The organism is Nonomuraea marmarensis, from assembly GCF_043197025.1.
Taxonomy (GTDB): domain Bacteria; phylum Actinomycetota; class Actinomycetes; order Streptosporangiales; family Streptosporangiaceae; genus Nonomuraea; species Nonomuraea marmarensis.
Genome location: NZ_JBICRM010000027.1, coordinates 86,187 through 102,169, shown reverse-complemented (window position 1 = coordinate 102,169; position 15,983 = coordinate 86,187). Strand labels below are relative to the sequence as shown.

Annotated in this window: 15 protein-coding genes and 2 tRNA genes; 12 read left to right on the top strand and 5 right to left on the bottom strand. The window is 68.8% G+C overall.

Annotation, left to right across the window (positions count from 1 at the left end; genetic code table 11):
- Positions 1–11: 11 nt before the first annotated feature.
- A complete protein-coding gene (locus ACFLIM_RS34760; RefSeq protein ID WP_393172608.1) occupies positions 12–755 on the bottom strand; it encodes an ABC transporter permease in 744 nt (247 codons plus the stop codon).
- Positions 736–1,677 (bottom strand): ATP-binding cassette domain-containing protein, encoded by a 942-nt coding sequence (locus tag ACFLIM_RS34755; protein ID WP_393172607.1) that lies wholly within the window; start codon positions 1,675–1,677, stop codon positions 736–738. The genes ACFLIM_RS34760 and ACFLIM_RS34755 overlap by 20 nt, the downstream gene beginning before the upstream one ends.
- Positions 1,678–2,262: 585 nt before the next feature.
- Here ACFLIM_RS34755 and ACFLIM_RS34750 point away from each other — a divergent pair.
- The 3 genes from ACFLIM_RS34750 to ACFLIM_RS34740 are packed head-to-tail and all read left to right on the top strand — an operon-like array spanning position 2,263 to position 7,099.
- The gene (locus tag ACFLIM_RS34750) at positions 2,263–3,222 is read left to right on the top strand and encodes a GH25 family lysozyme (RefSeq protein ID WP_393172606.1); all 960 of its coding nucleotides are present in this window, start codon (positions 2,263–2,265) and stop codon (positions 3,220–3,222) included.
- Between the two features lie 30 nt (positions 3,223–3,252).
- Entirely contained in the window at positions 3,253–3,801 is a 549-nt protein-coding gene (locus tag ACFLIM_RS34745) for a C40 family peptidase (RefSeq protein WP_393172605.1), read from the top strand.
- A gap of 13 nt (positions 3,802–3,814) precedes the next feature.
- Positions 3,815–7,099: a BTAD domain-containing putative transcriptional regulator gene (locus tag ACFLIM_RS34740; RefSeq protein ID WP_393172604.1), complete on the top strand. Its 3,285-nt coding sequence runs from the start codon at positions 3,815–3,817 to the stop codon at positions 7,097–7,099.
- On the opposite strand, the gene ACFLIM_RS34735 is transcribed toward ACFLIM_RS34740, so the two are convergent.
- Complete coding sequence (locus ACFLIM_RS34735; RefSeq protein ID WP_393172603.1) at positions 7,056–7,685, bottom strand: hemerythrin domain-containing protein; 630 nt, start codon at positions 7,683–7,685, stop codon at positions 7,056–7,058. The genes ACFLIM_RS34740 and ACFLIM_RS34735 overlap by 44 nt on opposite strands.
- A gap of 133 nt (positions 7,686–7,818) precedes the next feature.
- On the opposite strand from ACFLIM_RS34735, the gene ACFLIM_RS34730 reads away from it, so the two are divergent.
- The 9 genes from ACFLIM_RS34730 to ACFLIM_RS34690 all read left to right on the top strand — a co-directional run bounded on the left by ACFLIM_RS34730 (position 7,819) and on the right by ACFLIM_RS34690 (position 12,768).
- The gene (locus ACFLIM_RS34730) at positions 7,819–8,049 is read left to right on the top strand and encodes a transposase (RefSeq protein WP_393172602.1); all 231 of its coding nucleotides are present in this window, start codon (positions 7,819–7,821) and stop codon (positions 8,047–8,049) included.
- A 39-nt stretch (positions 8,050–8,088) separates the two neighbouring features.
- Positions 8,089–8,161, top strand: a tRNA-Thr gene (locus ACFLIM_RS34725).
- Between the two features lie 164 nt (positions 8,162–8,325).
- Positions 8,326–8,399 (top strand) — tRNA-Met (locus ACFLIM_RS34720).
- Between the two features lie 71 nt (positions 8,400–8,470).
- Positions 8,471–8,635 carry a 50S ribosomal protein L33 gene (rpmG, locus tag ACFLIM_RS34715; RefSeq protein WP_019632658.1) on the top strand — a complete coding sequence of 55 codons (165 nt, stop codon included), beginning with the start codon at positions 8,471–8,473 and terminating at the stop codon, positions 8,633–8,635.
- A 459-nt stretch (positions 8,636–9,094) separates the two neighbouring features.
- The gene (locus ACFLIM_RS34710) at positions 9,095–9,544 is read left to right on the top strand and encodes a MaoC family dehydratase N-terminal domain-containing protein (protein ID WP_393172601.1); all 450 of its coding nucleotides are present in this window, start codon (positions 9,095–9,097) and stop codon (positions 9,542–9,544) included.
- Position 9,545: 1 nt separating this feature from the next.
- A complete protein-coding gene (locus ACFLIM_RS34705) occupies positions 9,546–9,974 on the top strand; it encodes a MaoC family dehydratase (RefSeq protein ID WP_393172600.1) in 429 nt (142 codons plus the stop codon).
- A gap of 137 nt (positions 9,975–10,111) precedes the next feature.
- Positions 10,112–10,927, top strand: coding sequence for a hypothetical protein (locus ACFLIM_RS34700; RefSeq protein WP_393172599.1), 816 nt, complete (start codon positions 10,112–10,114; stop codon positions 10,925–10,927).
- Between the two features lie 11 nt (positions 10,928–10,938).
- On the top strand, positions 10,939–11,976 hold the full coding sequence (locus tag ACFLIM_RS34695; protein ID WP_393172598.1) for a UDP-N-acetylmuramate dehydrogenase: 1,038 nt from the start codon (positions 10,939–10,941) through the stop codon (positions 11,974–11,976).
- A gap of 225 nt (positions 11,977–12,201) precedes the next feature.
- Complete coding sequence (locus ACFLIM_RS34690; protein WP_393172597.1) at positions 12,202–12,768, top strand: TMEM165/GDT1 family protein; 567 nt, start codon at positions 12,202–12,204, stop codon at positions 12,766–12,768.
- Positions 12,769–12,775: 7 nt separating this feature from the next.
- Here the strand turns inward: ACFLIM_RS34690 and ACFLIM_RS34685 are convergent, their stop codons facing one another.
- A complete protein-coding gene (locus ACFLIM_RS34685; RefSeq protein ID WP_393172596.1) occupies positions 12,776–15,625 on the bottom strand; it encodes an ATP-binding protein in 2,850 nt (949 codons plus the stop codon).
- A 101-nt stretch (positions 15,626–15,726) separates the two neighbouring features.
- The gene (locus tag ACFLIM_RS34680) at positions 15,727–15,873 is read right to left on the bottom strand and encodes a hypothetical protein (protein ID WP_393172595.1); all 147 of its coding nucleotides are present in this window, start codon (positions 15,871–15,873) and stop codon (positions 15,727–15,729) included.
- Positions 15,874–15,983 lie beyond the last annotated feature (110 nt).

Below are 15,983 nucleotides of genomic sequence, written 5' to 3'. Positions count from 1 at the left end.
GAACGCGGGGGTCAGACGCCTCGGCGCATGGCTCGGTTGCCCAGATAGAGGCCGATCGCGGCTATGGCACAGGCGGCGGCGGTGCCGTACAGGATTGATGGGTTCAGCAGGTCCCCCGAGAAAAGGGCTCGTTGGGCGTCGACGATGTAGGTGACCGGGTTGGCGTGCCCGATCACGCGGAGCCAGGTGGGGGCGGTGTCCATGGGGAGCAGGACGCCGGAGAGGAGCAGCACCGGGAACAGGACCGACTGGCTGACGATGTAGAACAGGGTCCCGCCGGGGGCCGACTTGATGGCCAGGACGAACGACAGCGAGCCCAGGCCGACGCCGAACACGACCAGCTGGATCAGGCCCGCCAGGACTCCCGCGGGGTGCAGCTCGAAGCCCAGGGGGAGGGACAGCAGGATGATCAGTACGGCCTGGGCCAGCAGGATGATCATCTCTTTCATGGTGCGGCCCACCAGCATCGCCGTGCGGTTCAGCGGCGTGACCATGAGGCGTTCCATCGAGCCGCCGATCAGCTCCACCAGCAACGTGTAGCCGGAGCCCATGGGGCCAGTCAGGCACATCATGACCAGGATCCCCGGCACGAACCACTGCCACGACGAGCCGACCGCCCCGTCCAGCAACGATCCGAACAGGAACAGGAACAGCAGCGGCTGCCCCATCTCGAAGAGCAGACCGGCGGGCTCGCGTCGGACCGGCGCGAACTCGCGGGAGAAAACGGTGGCGGTGTCACGCAGGAATGTCGTCATCGGTGAGGCTTCTCCCGGTAAGAGTGAGGAACACGTCGTCGAGGGTGGGGCGGGTGGTCTCAGCGGTGATGACCTTGATGCCGGAGCTGTCCAGGGCTCTGAGGTAATCGGGGAGTGCGGCGGCCGCGTTGGGGACCCTGATGCGGACGGTCGTGCCTTCTGCGGTGGTGCCTGCGAAATGGGCGGCCTTTGTCGCTTCTTGTTCCGTGGCGGTCGTGATGGTGATGTGGTCGCCCGCCAGGTCGTTCTTGAGCTGCTCGGCGGTGCCGTCGGCGATGATCCGGCCGTTGTCGATGATCACTACGCGTTCGGCCATGTTGTCGGCTTCCTCCAGGTAGTGGGTGGTCAGAAACAACGTCGTCCCGTACGTCTCCCGCAGCCGGAGGATGTGCTGCCAGATCTCCGCCCGGCTCTTCGGATCGAGGCCCGTCGAGGGTTCGTCGAGGAAGAGCAGGTCGGGGCGGTGGATGAGGCCGAGGGCGATGTCCAGGCGGCGGCGCTGGCCGCCGGAGAGCGTGCCGGGCTTCCGCTTGGCCAGGGGTTTCAGGTCCAGGAGGTCCAGCAGTTCGTCGGCTCTGGCGGCTGCCCGCCTGGTGGTGAGGCCGTAGCAGCGGCCCTGGGTGACGAGCTCGTCTCGGACGAGGAAGTTCTCGCCCGCGCTGTGCTGCTGGCCCACGTAGCCGATGCGGGCGCGTACGCCGGCCGGGTCCCTGGCCACGTCGCGGCCCGCCACCATGGCGGTGCCGGAGGTGGGCGGCAGGAGCGTCGTGAGCATGCGCAGGGTGGTTGACTTGCCTGCGCCGTTCGGGCCCAGGAACGCGACGAGCTGGCCGGCTGCCACGTCGAGGTCGATGGCGCGGACGGCTTCGACGGTCTCCTTCTTGACTTTGAACACTCGGGTCAGTCCCCGGGCATGGATCATGGTCGGTCGCCTCCGGGCATGGCGAAGGAACCCCAGGTCGGGGGCTCGATTTGAGGATCGGGTCTAGTTTGTGCAGGGGAAGGCCGGTTTGGCAAACGCGAATGTCACGTTCATATACGCCCCCCACCTGCGGAAACGACGTACCGGGCAGTGGCTCGGTGACGGTGAGTTTTGCGGGTCTGAGGTGCGGTTTTCCGGGTGCTGGAAAGTTTTCGGCGGGGGCTTTGGCAGCATGGCTGAGCATGTGCGAACAGGTCGTGCTCGTGAACGGACTGCAGGGGGCCGGGAAGACCACGGTCGCGCGGGCGCGGGGGTGCGCGAGGTCTGGTGTGAGGTGGCGCCTGAGCTGGCCAGGCAGCGGTACGAGCGGCGCGTACGGCATGCGATCCACCTCGATGCCGAGGTCGATGACGAGCGGTGGAGCGAGTGGGTGGCGGGGGCGCGGCCGTTGGGGTTGGGGGTGGTGTATTGGCTTGATACGTCGAAATCAGTGGATATTTCGGGACTTGCGGAATTGTGTGGCCCTCCGCGATGATCTCCCGCGTGAAAAGTCTGTGGTTATTAGCGGTAATTGCGGCGGTTGGGATGGGCGGAGTCGCTCAGGCGGCCGATGGTGTTCCCGGGGTCGACGTCAGTAACTGGACCGGCGAGATTGACTGGGAAAGCGTGGCCTCGGGTGGCGGGAAGTTCGCGTTCGTGCAGGCCACCGAGGGGAACAACTACCTCAACCCAAGTTTCGACGCCCAGTACGGCGGCGCCGCGACGGCGGGGCTCGTTCGAGGCGCATATCACTTTGCGCAACCGCACGAATCCGATGGGGCAACGCAGGCCGACTATTTCCTGCAGAACGGCGGCAACTGGATCAGCGACGGCCAAACCCTGCCCGGAGTGCTCGATATCGAGGACAACCCGTACAAGGACCGGAACGGCAAGAACAACTGTTACGACCTGTCCGCCAAGGACATGGTCACCTGGATCAAGGACTTCACGAAGAAGTACCGCGCGGCCACCGGGCGGCACGCGATCATCTACACCACCACGAGCTGGTGGCAGACCTGCACCGGGAACTCCGACGCGTTCAAGTCCAACCCGCTCTGGCTCGCCCGCTGGGGCACCGACCCCGGTGAGCTGCCCAAGAGCTGGACGAAGCACACGTTCTGGCAGTCGGCGGACAAGGGCCCGCTGGCCGGCGGCGGGAACTCGTTCAACGGCACGGAGTCCCAGCTCGACGAGCTGGCCAACCCGCCGGCCGAGGTGACGGTCTCGGGCGCGGCCAAGAGCAGGAAGACCTACACGGTCACCGTTTCCAACACGGGGCCGCATCCGGTGAAGGACGTCAAGGTCTCGGGGCGGGCGTTCGGCGGGCAGCGGGTGGTGAAGGCGCCGGGGTGCAAGTTCAGCGGTACGGCGGTGTCGTGCTCGGTCAAGGAACTGCCTCGCGGGAAGAAGGTGACGTTCACGTTCACCACCAAACCCAAGGCAAAGGGAACAGTTGGCATGAACTTCACCGTTGGATCAGTGAAACTTACCCTTAAAGGGGGATAAATCCCCCGGCTTGGCACCGAAGGGGGCGGGATGGGGCGGGACTCAGCCGGTGCCGCCTTGAGGCGGCGGTCGGCCGTGGTGGCGGCGTTGGTTCTGCTGACCGCCACCGCCTCCGTGCCGCTCGACCTGTACGTGCCGCACACGATCGTCCGGCTCGCCTACGAGATCGGGCACCGCGACATCGCGTACTCGTGGGGCGGCGGCCACGACGCGGAGCCCGGGCCGTCGAAGGGCACGTGCGAGGGGTACCGGGGAGCGGTCAGGCCCTGCCCGGCCGCCAGGACGAGGGGGCTCGACTGCTCGGGCTTCGCCAGGTGGGTCTACGCGCAGGCGCACGGGGCTGACGTGCTGGGGCCGGGGACCACCAACGATCAGGTACGGAAGATGCGGCGGGTCGCGTCGGCCGTACCAGGAGACCTGGTTTTCTTCGGAAAAATCACGAAAAAATCCGTCAAAACTCACCATGTAGGCATCTATCTGGGCCATGGGAAGATGATGAACGCACCCGAGACCGGGGCCGTCGTGCGCATCGACGACATCGCGCGGAAGAAGGATTTCGCGGGCTTCTACCGCTACTGACCAAAGGGTGCCCATGCTCGACCTCCACATCCTTGGACCGCTCCAGGCCACGCTGCACGGGCGCCCCCTTGACCTCGGGTCCGCCAGGCAACGAGCGGTGATCGCGCGGCTGGTGGCGGCCGGCGGCCAGGTGGTGTCGACCGACCGGTTCATCGACGACCTGTGGCAGGGGCAACCGCCGCCCAAGGCGCTGGCCGCCCTCCAGGTCTACGTCTCGAACCTGCGCCGCGTGCTGGAGCCGGATCGTCCGCCGCGGGCTCCGGCCACCGTGATCGTGAGTGCGCCGCCCGGTTACCGGCTGTGCCTGCAGGAGGACGCGGTGGACGCGTGGCGGTTGCCGGGGCTGATCGACACGGCCGGCGCCGCGCTGAAGCGGGGCGAGGGTGCGGTCGCCTACGACCTGCTCGAACATGCGCTGGGGTGGTGGACCGGGCCCGCCTACGGGGAGTTCGCCGATGACTGGGCGGAGGTCGAGGCGAGCCGGTTGGGCGAGCTCCGGTTGATCGCCGTGGAGTATCGCGCCGAGGCCGCGCTCCTGCTGGGCCGGCACGCCGAGGTGGTGCCCGAGCTGCGCCGGCACGCCGCGCAGAACCCGCTTCGGGAGAACGCGGTACGCCTGCTCGCCCTGGCCCACTACCGCTCGGGCAGCCAGGCCGACGCGCTGGCCGTGTTACGCCAGGCCCGCGAGCACCTGGCCGACGAACTCGGCGTCGACCCCGGCCCGGTCTTACGCGCCCTCGAACAGGACATCTTGCGCCAGTCCGATTCGCTGCACGCGCCCGAACTCGTCGAACAGGTGCAGGCCAGGCCCGCGCTCCGGCCGCAGCCCGCGCTCGTCGGCCGGGCACGCGAGCTCGCGATCCTGCGTACAGAGGCCGAGCAGCCCGTGCACCGGACGGTGTGGCTGGGAGGCGAGCCGGGCGCGGGGAAGAGCGCGCTGGCCGAGGCGTTCGCGGCGGAGCTGGCCGGACGTGGGTGGCGGGTGGCGGTCGGGCGCTGCCCGGAGATCGACGGTGACGCGCCGCCGGCCTGGGCGTGGAGCGAGATCGTACGGCAACTGGCCGCCGCCGGGGCGCCTGACGAGCCCGCCAGGCTGGCGCCGCTGTTGCACGACGGTGTCGCGATTCAGAGCCAGTTCCAGCTGGCCAGGGCAGTGGCGGGGTATCTGGCGGCGCATGCGCCGCTGGTCGTGGTGCTGGAGGATGTGCATCGTGCCGACGGCGAGACGTTGCATCTGCTGCGGCATCTCGAGCCGTCCGCCCGGTTGCTGGTGATCGCCACCTATCGGCCTGCGGAGATCAACGACGACCTGGCCGCCACGCTGGCCGCGCTCGCCGCCGGCAGCCGGCACCTGGAGCTGGCCGGGCTCGACGAGGCCGACGTCGCGACCCTGATCGCCGTGCATTGCGAACGCGAGCTGGACGCGGCGACCGTCCGTACCATCACGGAACGCACGCTCGGCAACCCGCTGTTCGTCTGCGAGATCGCCCGGCTGCTCGCCGCCGAAGGGCCCGCCGCCGCCTCGGCGTTGCCGCCCGGCGTTCGCGACCTGATCCGGCGCAGGATCGCCCGGCTGCCCGCGACCGCGCAGACCGTGTTGCGCAACGCCGCCATCGTCGGCCGGGACGCGGACGTGGACGTGCTGATCGCGCTGCACGACGGGGACGAGGAGACGGTGTCCGACGGGGTCGAAGCCGGGGTCATGACCGGGCTGCTGGCCGAGCCGGGGCCTGGGCGGGTGCGGTTCGCGCACGTTCTGGTGCGGCAGGCGCTTTATGAGGACACGGCGCGGATTCGCCGCACTCGGCTGCATGGGCGGGTGGTGACGGCTCTTGAGCGGGTACGTCCGGCGGACGTGGCCGCACTGGCCCATCACGCGCTTGAAGCGGCTTCGCCCAGTGCGATCCGGTATGCGCGGGCGGCGGCCGTCCAGGCGTCCGGGTTGCATGCGCACCGGGAGGCGGCGGCGTTGTGGCGGGCGGCGCTGGAGCTGGCGGGGGACGATGAGACCCGGCTCGAGCTGTTGTGCGGGCTGGTGTCGGCGCTGGGGCACGCCGGTGACGTGGTGGGCGCGGTCGCGGCCAGGAGCGAGGCCGTGGAGCTCGGGCTGCGGCTCGGGGGCGAGGGCAAGGACAGTGGGCCGCGGGCCGGTGCTGTGGCTCGGGCGTTGACCTCGTTCGATGCGCCTGTGACGTGGTCGATCCAGCAGGACGTGCGGCTCGACGAGGGGTTCGTGGCGGCCGTTGAGGCCGAGCTGGGTGCGGATCCCGATGACGCGACGCGTTGCCGCCTGCTTGCCGCACTCGTCTTCGCCGTGGAGAGCCACGACGACGCCCGGGTCGACGCGGCTGGGGCTGAGGCGGTGTCGCTGGCGCGGCGGCTGGGGCGGCCGGATCTGCTCTGCCTCGCGCTCAACGCGCGCTACTTCGCCGTGCTCTCACCCGAACGGCGGGACGAGCTGGCAGCTGTCGGATCCGAGTTGCTCGAACTGGGCCGGACGCATCGGCTGGTCGGCTACCTGACCTTGGGACACCTGTCACTGATGATGAACGCGCTCGGGCGCAACGACCTGGCCGCCGCCACGCATCACGCCGACGAAGGGGTACGGGTCTCGACCAGCGGGCAGTTGGGGCTGGCGTTGACGGTGCTGACGTTGTTCGGGGCGATGCGGCAGCTCGTGGCGGGCGAGTTCGACGCGGCCGAGGCCGCTTACACGTGGCTGGCCGAGCAGATGGCCGAGCGCGGGGGCGCCAACGCGGAGGCGATCGGGCTGCTGGGACGGTACGTGGTGCGTTGCGCTCGCGGGGACGCGCACCGGTCGGTGGACGAGATCGCGGCGCACTACGAGCAGGTGCCTCGATCCGGGATGGCCGAGTTGTATGCCGGGGTGCTGGCCGCCAGTGGCGAGCCGGCGGCCGCCAGACGGATCTGGCGGCCTGACGAGCCGCATCCTCGGGACTACTACTGGTTGCTCTGGGAGACGCAGCGGGCGATGACCGCCGTGGCGCTGGGGGATCGTGAGGTGGCCGAGCGCTGTTACCGGAACCTGGCGCCGTGGGACGGGGAGGTGGCGGGGATGCAGAGCGGATCGGTCGCCCTGGGGCCGGTGGCGCTGGTGCTGGGGGATCTGGCGGGGGTGCTGGGGTTGGACGGTGCCGGACACTACGCCAGGGCTGTCGAGGTGGCCGGGCTGGTCGGGTCGCCGCACTGGGCAAGGGCGGCGGCGGGTGGCGGTGATCGGCTTGGCCCCGGCTCTAGCCGAAGATCAGCCGCTGGCGACGCTGGTGGCCGGGGTTGAGGAGTCTGAGGAGGATCCGGAGCGCCAGGCCTGCTGTTCTGCGGAGTTCGTCCATCTCGTCCGGGTGGGCGTACTGGGCGATCCTGGGCACGTCGAAGGACAGCTTGCTGCCCTTGCGTGCGGCCTCCTCGACCTTGTGCCAGTCCGCCTCCGAGACGTACTTGAGGATGACCGGGAACACCAGCCGTTCCTCCTCCTCGATGTGCTCGTCGAGCAGGTCGGCGAGGGTGCCGAGGGACTTGGCCAGCCGCTTCGGGGCCGCCGCGTCCGTGCCGAGGATGGCCGCGGTCTGGATGATCTCCTGCAGCAGCGGGTCGAGTGCGGCGTGGTCGTCGGTGAGGTCGCTCAGGTCCACTTCGGCGCCGGCCGACCGGACGATGATCGGCCAGAGGACCTCGTCCTCCGCCGTGTGATGGTGGTGGATGCCCTCGCACAGGTCGCGGGCGAAGGCGTGGATGGCGGCGTGCCTCGCCGAGCCGGCTTGCTGTTCGCCGGCGGCGATCTCGTTCACGACGGTGGCGAGTTTGCGGGTGTCGGCGCGCATGGCGCGGTGGTTGATGCGCATTGCGAGCAGGTTGGGGGCCATGTGGCGCTCCTTCTCTTGGGATGGCACCAGCGTGCGCCCGGGCTCTTGGGCCCTTCTTGGTGCCGACTTGGTATGGCTGTAACGCGTGTGGCGTGGCGGAAAATGAGAGACCCTGCGGCTACTCTGTGCCGCTATGGACAGGCGATGGGTCGGCCTCGACGGCTACGAGGTCGTGGGGGTCGTGCGTGCCGGGCGGCAGGTGCTGCGGGTGCGTCGGCACGGGTGGCTCGTCGCCGACTGCACGACCGTCGCGGAGGTGGCCGGACACCTCGATCTGGCCGATCTGTGCGAGGTGATCGAACTGCCCGTGCGGAGGAGGTCGGAGCCCCCCGCGAGGGCCGGAACGAGTTCGCGTCATCGCTGAGTGCCGTGTATGGTTACACCTGTCCGCAGCGCCGGACAGGCCCCTATAGCTCAGTCGGCAGAGCGTCTCCATGGTAAGGAGAAGGTCAACGGTTCGATTCCGTTTGGGGGCTCGCACCATCGATGGGCCTCACCGACAGGTGGGGCTTTTGGTTTTGGATTTCGGTTGTCGGGGGTTCCTGGGGCATACTGGGGGCACCCAACCCGATCAGGTGAGTTACGAATGTGCTCGCCGCTTCGGGTATCCTCTACGGGCCGGGGTCGTTACCGGCTCAAAGGCGGAGTAGCTCAGTCAGGCAGAGCAAACGGCTCATAATCGTTGTGTCGCCGGTTCAAGTCCGGCCTCCGCTACTGCCCATTCCCAGGTCGATCGGCCTGGGCACGGGCGTGTCCATGTCCCGAACGTAGAAAGGCACTCCCAAGTGGCTGCCACCGACGTTAGGCCGAAGATCACGCTGGCCTGCCAGGAGTGCAAGCACCGCAACTACATCACGCGGAAGAACCGGCGCAACGACCCGGATCGGCTTGAGCTGAAGAAATACTGCCCCAACTGCCGCTGCCACCGCGCGCACCGCGAGACCCGATAACCCGGTCTCCGGGGTAGGGGCTACTGCCCCCTCATATCCTCATATCGCGCAACCGGCGTCCCCTAGCAGGGCGCCGGTTCGTCGTGTCTACCGGCCGTCGCTCCTTGGGCCAGCCGGTTGGTGCCCGTCTTCATTGAGGTCGTGGGTGCACGCATCTGCCGGAGGTGGCGGGTGCGTCGGTGGCGCGTTCCGGTGGGATCGTGGGTGCCGGGGTTACCACCCAGGCGGTCAAGCGGGCGCGCGTAACGGCGGGGACCCCGCACCGGTCAGCGGGCGTATTCCTCGAGGCCCTCAGCCATGGTCGGCGGGTGGCGGCCTGCTTGGCTCCGCCGTACAAGATGGAGGTTTTGACAGGGGCGGGCGGGCAAAAAGGCGGTCATGGGTGGGGACAGCCGAACCTTGTTCTGTTAGCGTCGGGCTCAGCAGCGCTTCGGGCTGGAGACATGCGAGGGAGCACTGATGGCCTTGAATCGTGACTTCGTGGGCAGGACCTATCCGCCCAGCGCCCCTTACGAGGTCAGCCGGGTGAAGATCAGGGAATTCGCGGCCGCGATCGGTGACAATAATCCGGTTTATCGCGACAAAGAGGCTGCCCTGGCCGCCGGGTATCGCGATGTGATCGCGCCGCCGACGTTCCCCATCGTATTCAGCCTGCAGAGCGGGGGCGAGGCGCTGGTCGATCCCGAGCTGGGGCTGAACTTCGCCATGGTGGTCCACGGCGAGCAGCGCTTCGAGTACGTGCGGCCCGTCTACGCGGGTGACGAGCTGGTCACGACGGCGACGATCACCGACATCAGGACCGCCGGGCGCAACGAGCTGCTGACGGTGCGCAGCGATGTGACGACCGTCGAGGGCGAGCCGGTCTGCGTCACCTACAACACGATCGTCGAGCGTGGAGGGGCCCGCTGAGATGACCGCCACGGTGAAGTACGACCAGGTCGAGGTCGGGCAGGAGATCCCGGCCGTGGACTACCACGTGCGCAGGCTCAACCTGGTGATGTACGCCGGAGCCTCCGGAGACTTCAACCAGATCCACTGGAACGAGCGGTTCGCCAAGATGGTCGGGCTGCCTGATGTGATCGCGCATGGGATGTTCACGATGGCGCAGGCCGGTCGGTTCGTCACCGACTGGGCCGGGGATCCTGGTGCGGTGATCGACTTCGGGGTGCGGTTCTCGTCGATGGTGGTCGTTCCCGATGATGATCAGGGCGCCACGATCTCGGTCAGCGGGGTGGTGGAGGAGAAGCTCGGGGACAAGCGGGTGGTCATCGGGCTCACCGCCAAGACGGGCGATGCGCGGGTGTTGTCCAAGGCTCGTGCGGTGGTGCAGTTGTCCTGATCCGCACCGAGGCCAGATTGTCCTGATATATCCGGAAAATAGAGGATATGTCGTGCGGGACTCGGGTACAGCGTGTCCGTATGAGTGATGGTGCGGGGCAAGTCTGGCCCACGGTTCGGTCGATTCCGGTGTCCGCCGTGACCGACGCCAAGCCTCCCGCGCACCTGCGGCCCGCGCGGATCGAGCAGGACATGTTGCACGCCCAGCAGATCTGGGACGGCACGCTGGCCACCAACCGCCTCGACGAGCTCGGCGTCACCACCGAGCGCCAGCGCGTGGAGACCAAGGACGTGACCGCCGCCGTGGGGCTGCTCGTCGACGGCTGGCCCGAGGACGTGGAGAAGTGCGTGCAGTCCGTGATCGACCACACGCACGCCCGGGTGCTGGCCCTCGACCTGGGCAACGTCGACGGCGCCGGCGACGTGCTGCGCGGCCTGGCGGCCAGATATCCGGACCGGATCGCCGAATGGCATGTCGCCGAGGCGCCGCACTGGCGAGGGGGCACGGCGACCTGGGGCGAGAGCCGTACCAAGCTGCTGCAGCTCGATGTGGCCGAGGTGCACGTGCTGATGGAGACGAGCCTCATGCTGTGCGGCGACGCGCTGACGCCGCTGGTCGCGGCCGTCGTGGAGGGGGCGGTGGCGGCCGGGTGGAGGGGCATGGAGCCGCTGGACGGCGCGTGTCTGGAGGCGGGACCTGGCAAGGTCCCGGCGTTGACCGGGGAGTTGATGGCGGTACGCAGGTCAGCGGCGCTCGCTGCGGTGCCAGCGGACGCCGACTACGGCCAGTACGCCGATCTGGAGCTCTCGCTCGGCCTGCACGGCGAGCTGGTCGTGCCGCACGAATCGTTGCCGGTGGCACGGCTGGGCGTGCATGACGTGTCCCCCGAGTACCGGGAACGCGAGTCCCAGCGCAACTACGACGAGGTACTGCGGATCCTGCGAGCCTCATAAGCTAGTTGCCCATGGAGATGCTCGCGCCTTATACCACGTTGCGTCTGGGCGGCCCCGCCCGCGACTTCGCCGAAGCGAACACGGCGGAGCAGCTCGTTTCGCTGATAGCCGAGGCCGACATGAACGCGGTGCCCACGCTGGTGCTCGGCGGGGGCAGCAACGTGGTGGTGTCCGACGAGGGGTTCGACGGGCTGGTCGTCAAGGTCGCCACCGAGGGCGTGTCCGTCTCGCGTGACGGCGAGCAGGTGCAGATCACGGTCGAGGCGGGCGAGGACTGGGACCCGCTGGTCGCCCGCGCGGTGGCCGAAGGGTGGTCGGGCATCGAATGCATGTCGGGCATTCCCGGGCAGGTGGGTTCGACGCCCATCCAGAACGTCGGCGCCTACGGGCAGGAGGTGTCCCAGACCATCCACTGCGTGCGGGCCTACGACCGGCGCACCAGGCAGGTGGTCGATGTGGAGGCGCGGCAGTGCGGGTTCTCGTACCGGGACAGTGCCTTCAAGCGCGATCTGGCGCGGTATGTGGTGCTGGCGGTGACGTACGCGCTGGATATTTCGGAAATGTCCGGGCCGGTGGTGTACGAGGAGCTGGCCGGGAGGCTGCACGCCGAGGTCGGGGGGCGGGTGCCACTCGAACGGGCGCGTGAGGCGGTTCTGGGGCTGCGGCGGGGCAAAGGAATGGTGCTCGATCCGGACGATCCCGACACCCGTAGTGCCGGGTCGTTCTTCACCAATCCCGTGCTCTCGTCGGCGGAGGCCGTGGAGCTGGCGGTGCGGGCTCCCGGGCATCCGCGCTGGGACATGCCTGACGGGGCGGTCAAGGTGCCCGCCGCCTGGTTGATCGAGCAGGCGGGCTTCCCGAAGGGGTACGAACGCGGGCCCGTACGCATCTCCACCAAGCACACGCTCGCCCTCACCAATCCCAACGGCACCGCCACCACGGCCGACCTGCTGGGACTGGCCAGGGAGGTCCGGGACGGGGTGCGGGAGAAGTTCGGGGTCACGCTGGTCAACGAACCGACGCTGGTCGGCTGTTCCTTGCCGGAATAAGGCGTCGGGTTGGACCTGTTATGGTGTGTTGGAATTACCGAAGGGGAGTAGTCCCAATCGTGTGATCGACATACTGGCGCTTCATCGCGCCCGGTCACGCGGGCCTCAGACGGGCGGACGAGACCTTCGGCCTGGCAGCCATGACAAAGACGCTGCCGGGCCGAAGTCGTGCCCGAATATCTCCCCGGGTTCCAGCTTCCGGCTCGGTCGCGCGGAAGAGGACCGTTGGAAGCGTTCTGGATCAGTCTTGTCGTCATTTTCGTGGCCGAACTCGGTGACAAGAGCCAGTTGATGGCGATGACGTTCGCCACCCGTTTCAAGACCTGGCCTGTGCTCTTGGGCATCACGATCGCCACGACCGTCGTCCACCTGGTCAGTGTCGCTCTGGGTGGCCTGATCGGGGACGCGTTGCCGACGACGGCCATCTCGGTGGTGGCCGGGCTGGCCTTCCTCGGGTTCGCCTGGTGGACGTTGCGCGGGGACGAGCTGAGTGAGAACGAGTCGCGCAAGGCCCAGCGCGCCACCAGGAACGTCCTGGTCGCGGTGACTGTGGCGTTCTTTCTGAGCGAGCTGGGCGACAAGACCATGCTGGCCACCATCACGCTGGCCACGCAGCACGGGTGGGTCGGCACCTGGATCGGCTCGACCGTGGGCATGGTGGCGGCGGACGCGCTGGCCATCCTGGTGGGGCGGCTGCTGGGCGCGCACCTGCCGGAGAAGGCCGTCCGGTACGGCGCCGCCGCGGCGTTCGCGGTCTTCGGCGTCGTACTCCTTGCAGAAGCGATCTTCTAAGCGAACGTTATTGGGAAAGCAGCGACAGCCGGTGGGCCGCGGCGGCGGCCTCGCCGCGGGTGGGCACGCTGAGCTTGGCGAGGATGTTGGACACGTGCACGCTCACCGTCTTCGCCGAGATGAACAGCTCGGCCGCGATGTCCCGGTTGGTCCGGCCCTGGGTCACCAGGCGCAGCACCTCCAGCTCGCGCGGCGTCAGCAACTCCGACGGCTCCTGCTGGACACCCCCCACCCGGCGGGACAGAGCCTCGATCTCCTCGATCAGCGGGGTGGCGCACAACGCCTTGGCCAGCGGGAGCGCCACCTTCAGCCGGGCCGCCGCGCCCTCGCGGTCACCGCCGCGCGCGGCGACGCCGGCCGCCCGCAGCAGGGCCCTGGCCTGGTTGTGGGGCCGCTTGAGCCGCTCCCAGCCCGCCGCCGCGGCGTCGAAGTCCCCCAAGTAAGACAGCCGGTACGCCTCCACGACCGGCCCGATCACCGACAACTCGGCGGCCACCTCCGCGGCGTGCCGGCGTACCGCCGCGGCGCGTTCCGGCTCGGTGGCCTCGGCGGCGTCGCAGACGGCGCGGAGCAGGGCGAGCAGTCGCCAGCCGAGCATGGCCTTGCTCGACTGCCTGGGCTGCGACAACACCCGCTCGGCCACGCCCAGCGCGGCGCCGGGCTCGCCTCTGAGCAGGTGCCAGCCGATCTGCAGGCGGGCGTTGCTGGTGATGTCCTGGACGAACTCCTCTGGCCGCCCCTTGAACACGCCGATCTCCGACAGGATGCCCTCGACCAGTTGCACCTCGCCCCTTGCCACGGCGATGTCGGCGCGCAGCCGCAGCAGGGCGTATCGGGTGCGCAGGACGGGCCCGTGGCCGAGCGCGCCTTCGACGATCTCGATGGCCTCGTCCCAGCGGCCGAGCGCCTCCAGGGCCTCGGCCCAGTTGTTCTTGATGAACAGGCCGCTGCCCCGGAGTCTGCCGTACTTCTTGGCGATCTCCCAGCCGTCCTCCGCCGCCCGCAGGGCCTCCTCTTCGCGGCCCATGTCGATCAGCGCGTCGATGTTGTTGCCGATCGCCCTGGTGATCAGGCGGCCGGAGTCCTCCTCCAGGCCGATCTCCAGCGCCTGCCGGTTGACCTCGATCGTGGACTCGCCCTCGCCGTTGAGCGAGTGGCCGAGCGCCAGGTTCATCAGCAGGTCGGACTCCAGGCACCGGTCGCCGTGCTCCCTGACCAGGCGCAGGCCCTCGGCGATGAGCTCGCTCGCCTCGGCGATCTCGCCCCGCATCATGAGGTCGCGGCTCAGCGGCGTGACGACCTCGGCCCGGTCGAGGCTGTCCTCGGGTACGAGCCGCAACGCGTGCCTGAGGTCGTCCATGGCGCCGAGCTGGCCCTTGGACTTCTTGAACGATGCCCGGCGCACGATGAGCTGGGCCACGCGCTCAGGTTCCTGGGTCTCGTCGAGCTCCGACAAGGCGGCCCTGACGAATCGCACGCCCTTGTCCACGTCGCCGACGGCGTTCGCGGCCTCCGAGGCGCGTTCGAGCACGGCGGTGTGGTCCGCGCCGATGAGCTCCGCCGCGTGGGGCACCCGGTCCCAGAGCAGGAGCACGCGTTCGAGCAGCGGGATGGCCTCGGTGTACGCGAACGCCTTGAACGACTTCTGGGCCGCCTCCCACGCGGAGATCAGTGCCCAGTGGTCGTCGCGGGCGCCGTACCAGTGGTGTGCCAGCTCGACGGCGGCGCGGCCCGGCGGGACGAGCCGGCGGTTCTTGGAGATCTCCTCGGCGAACCTGGCGTGCAGTCGCTGGTGCTCGCCCGGCAGCAGCTCGTCGTGCACGGCCTCGCGGATCAGGGCGTGCCGGAAGACGTAGGCGCGGTTGTCGGCGATCTGCAGCACGTTGCCCGCGATGGCGGGGCGCAGCGCGGTCTCCAGCTCGACGTCGGACAGGCCGCTCACGGCGGCCAGCAGCGCGTGGCTGACCCGGATCCCCCCGGCGGCCGAGACGCGCAGCACGCGCTGGGTCTCCTCTGGCAGCCGCTCGACGGAGTTGAGTATCAGGTCCTGCATGGACTCGGGGAACGTGCAGTCCTCGCCGCCCTCCAGCATGGCCTCCACGAACAGCGGGATGCCCTCGCTGCGTTCGTAGACCTTCTGGACCTTGCCGTATTCGGGGACCTCGCCGAGGATCCCGGTCATCTGCTGGGCGACCTCGTCCCTCGACAGGCGGGGCAGATCGAGCCGGTGCACGCCGTGGACCCTGCCCAGCTCGGCCAGCACCGGTCTGAGCGGGTGCTGCCGGTGCAGGTCGTCGGAGCGGTAGGTCATGATGATCAGCACCTGCGGGGCGTGCAGGTTGCGGCTGAGGAAGGCGATGAGGTCGCGGCTGGACCGGTCGGCCCAGTGGAGGTCCTCGATGACGAGGATGGTGGGGCGGCTGTCCGCCAGGCGTTCGAGGAGCGTGAGGAACTGCTCGAAGAGCCGGGCACGCCCGGTGTCGGTCTCGCCGTCGCCGTTGGGCTCGCCGAACTCCGGCAGCAGCCGCGCGAGGTCGCGTTCGGCGCCTTCCGGCAGCAGCGCGGCGACGGCGGCCGGCCCCTGCTCCCTGACGATCTGCCGGAGCGCGGCGGTGAAAGGCGCGTACGCCAGGCCCTCCGTGGACAGCTCCACGCATCCGCCGTAGAGCACCTGCGCGCCCCCGGCTGCGCAGTGCTCGGCGAAGCGTTGGACGAGCCTGGTCTTGCCGACCCCGGCCTCGCCACCGAGCAGGACGGCCGTCGCCACACCTTTTCTCGCCTGGTCGAAGCTTTCCGAAAGAGCCGCCAGCTCCTCTTCCCGCCCGACGAAGACAGGACTGACAGAACGTCCCCGCATGTCATCAAGCATGTCATGCCTCATCGATTGATTTCGACGCGTTTATGGCGGTACAGAGGCCCGGCCACAAGGAACGATGTGGCCGGGCACTCGTGGGGGGGTCATGAGGAACGGCGCTTGCCGAACAGGGAGCGGCGCTCGGACTTGTTGGCCCGCTCCACCTCCCGTACGCGGCGGTGCTCGGCGGCGGCCTTGCGCAGCTCGCTGGCGTGGTTCTTCATGAGCTCGTATTCGATCTCGGGGTTCATGGTGTCTCCTGAAATTTCGTGCTTCTTCCTGACACCTTTAATGCTCGGCCTAAGGCCCCGCCCGCCACATCGGGTGGATGCCTTATCTACGCGCCCGGGGACGTACGGCA

Coding starts and splice junctions, on each gene's coding strand:
- ACFLIM_RS34760 (WP_393172608.1), bottom strand. CDS start 755: ATGACGACATTCCTGCGTGACACCGCCACCGTTTTCTCCCGCGAGTTC.
- ACFLIM_RS34745 (WP_393172605.1), top strand. CDS start 3,253: ATGGGGCGGGACTCAGCCGGTGCCGCCTTGAGGCGGCGGTCGGCCGTG.
- ACFLIM_RS34695 (WP_393172598.1), top strand. CDS start 10,939: ATGGAGATGCTCGCGCCTTATACCACGTTGCGTCTGGGCGGCCCCGCC.
- ACFLIM_RS34735 (WP_393172603.1), bottom strand. CDS start 7,685: ATGGCCCCCAACCTGCTCGCAATGCGCATCAACCACCGCGCCATGCGC.
- ACFLIM_RS34750 (WP_393172606.1), top strand. CDS start 2,263: ATGGGCGGAGTCGCTCAGGCGGCCGATGGTGTTCCCGGGGTCGACGTC.
- ACFLIM_RS34685 (WP_393172596.1), bottom strand. CDS start 15,625: ATGCGGGGACGTTCTGTCAGTCCTGTCTTCGTCGGGCGGGAAGAGGAG.
- ACFLIM_RS34705 (WP_393172600.1), top strand. CDS start 9,546: ATGACCGCCACGGTGAAGTACGACCAGGTCGAGGTCGGGCAGGAGATC.
- ACFLIM_RS34740 (WP_393172604.1), top strand. CDS start 3,815: ATGCTCGACCTCCACATCCTTGGACCGCTCCAGGCCACGCTGCACGGG.
- ACFLIM_RS34680 (WP_393172595.1), bottom strand. CDS start 15,873: ATGAACCCCGAGATCGAATACGAGCTCATGAAGAACCACGCCAGCGAG.
- ACFLIM_RS34710 (WP_393172601.1), top strand. CDS start 9,095: ATGGCCTTGAATCGTGACTTCGTGGGCAGGACCTATCCGCCCAGCGCC.
- ACFLIM_RS34755 (WP_393172607.1), bottom strand. CDS start 1,677: ATGATCCATGCCCGGGGACTGACCCGAGTGTTCAAAGTCAAGAAGGAG.
- ACFLIM_RS34730 (WP_393172602.1), top strand. CDS start 7,819: ATGGACAGGCGATGGGTCGGCCTCGACGGCTACGAGGTCGTGGGGGTC.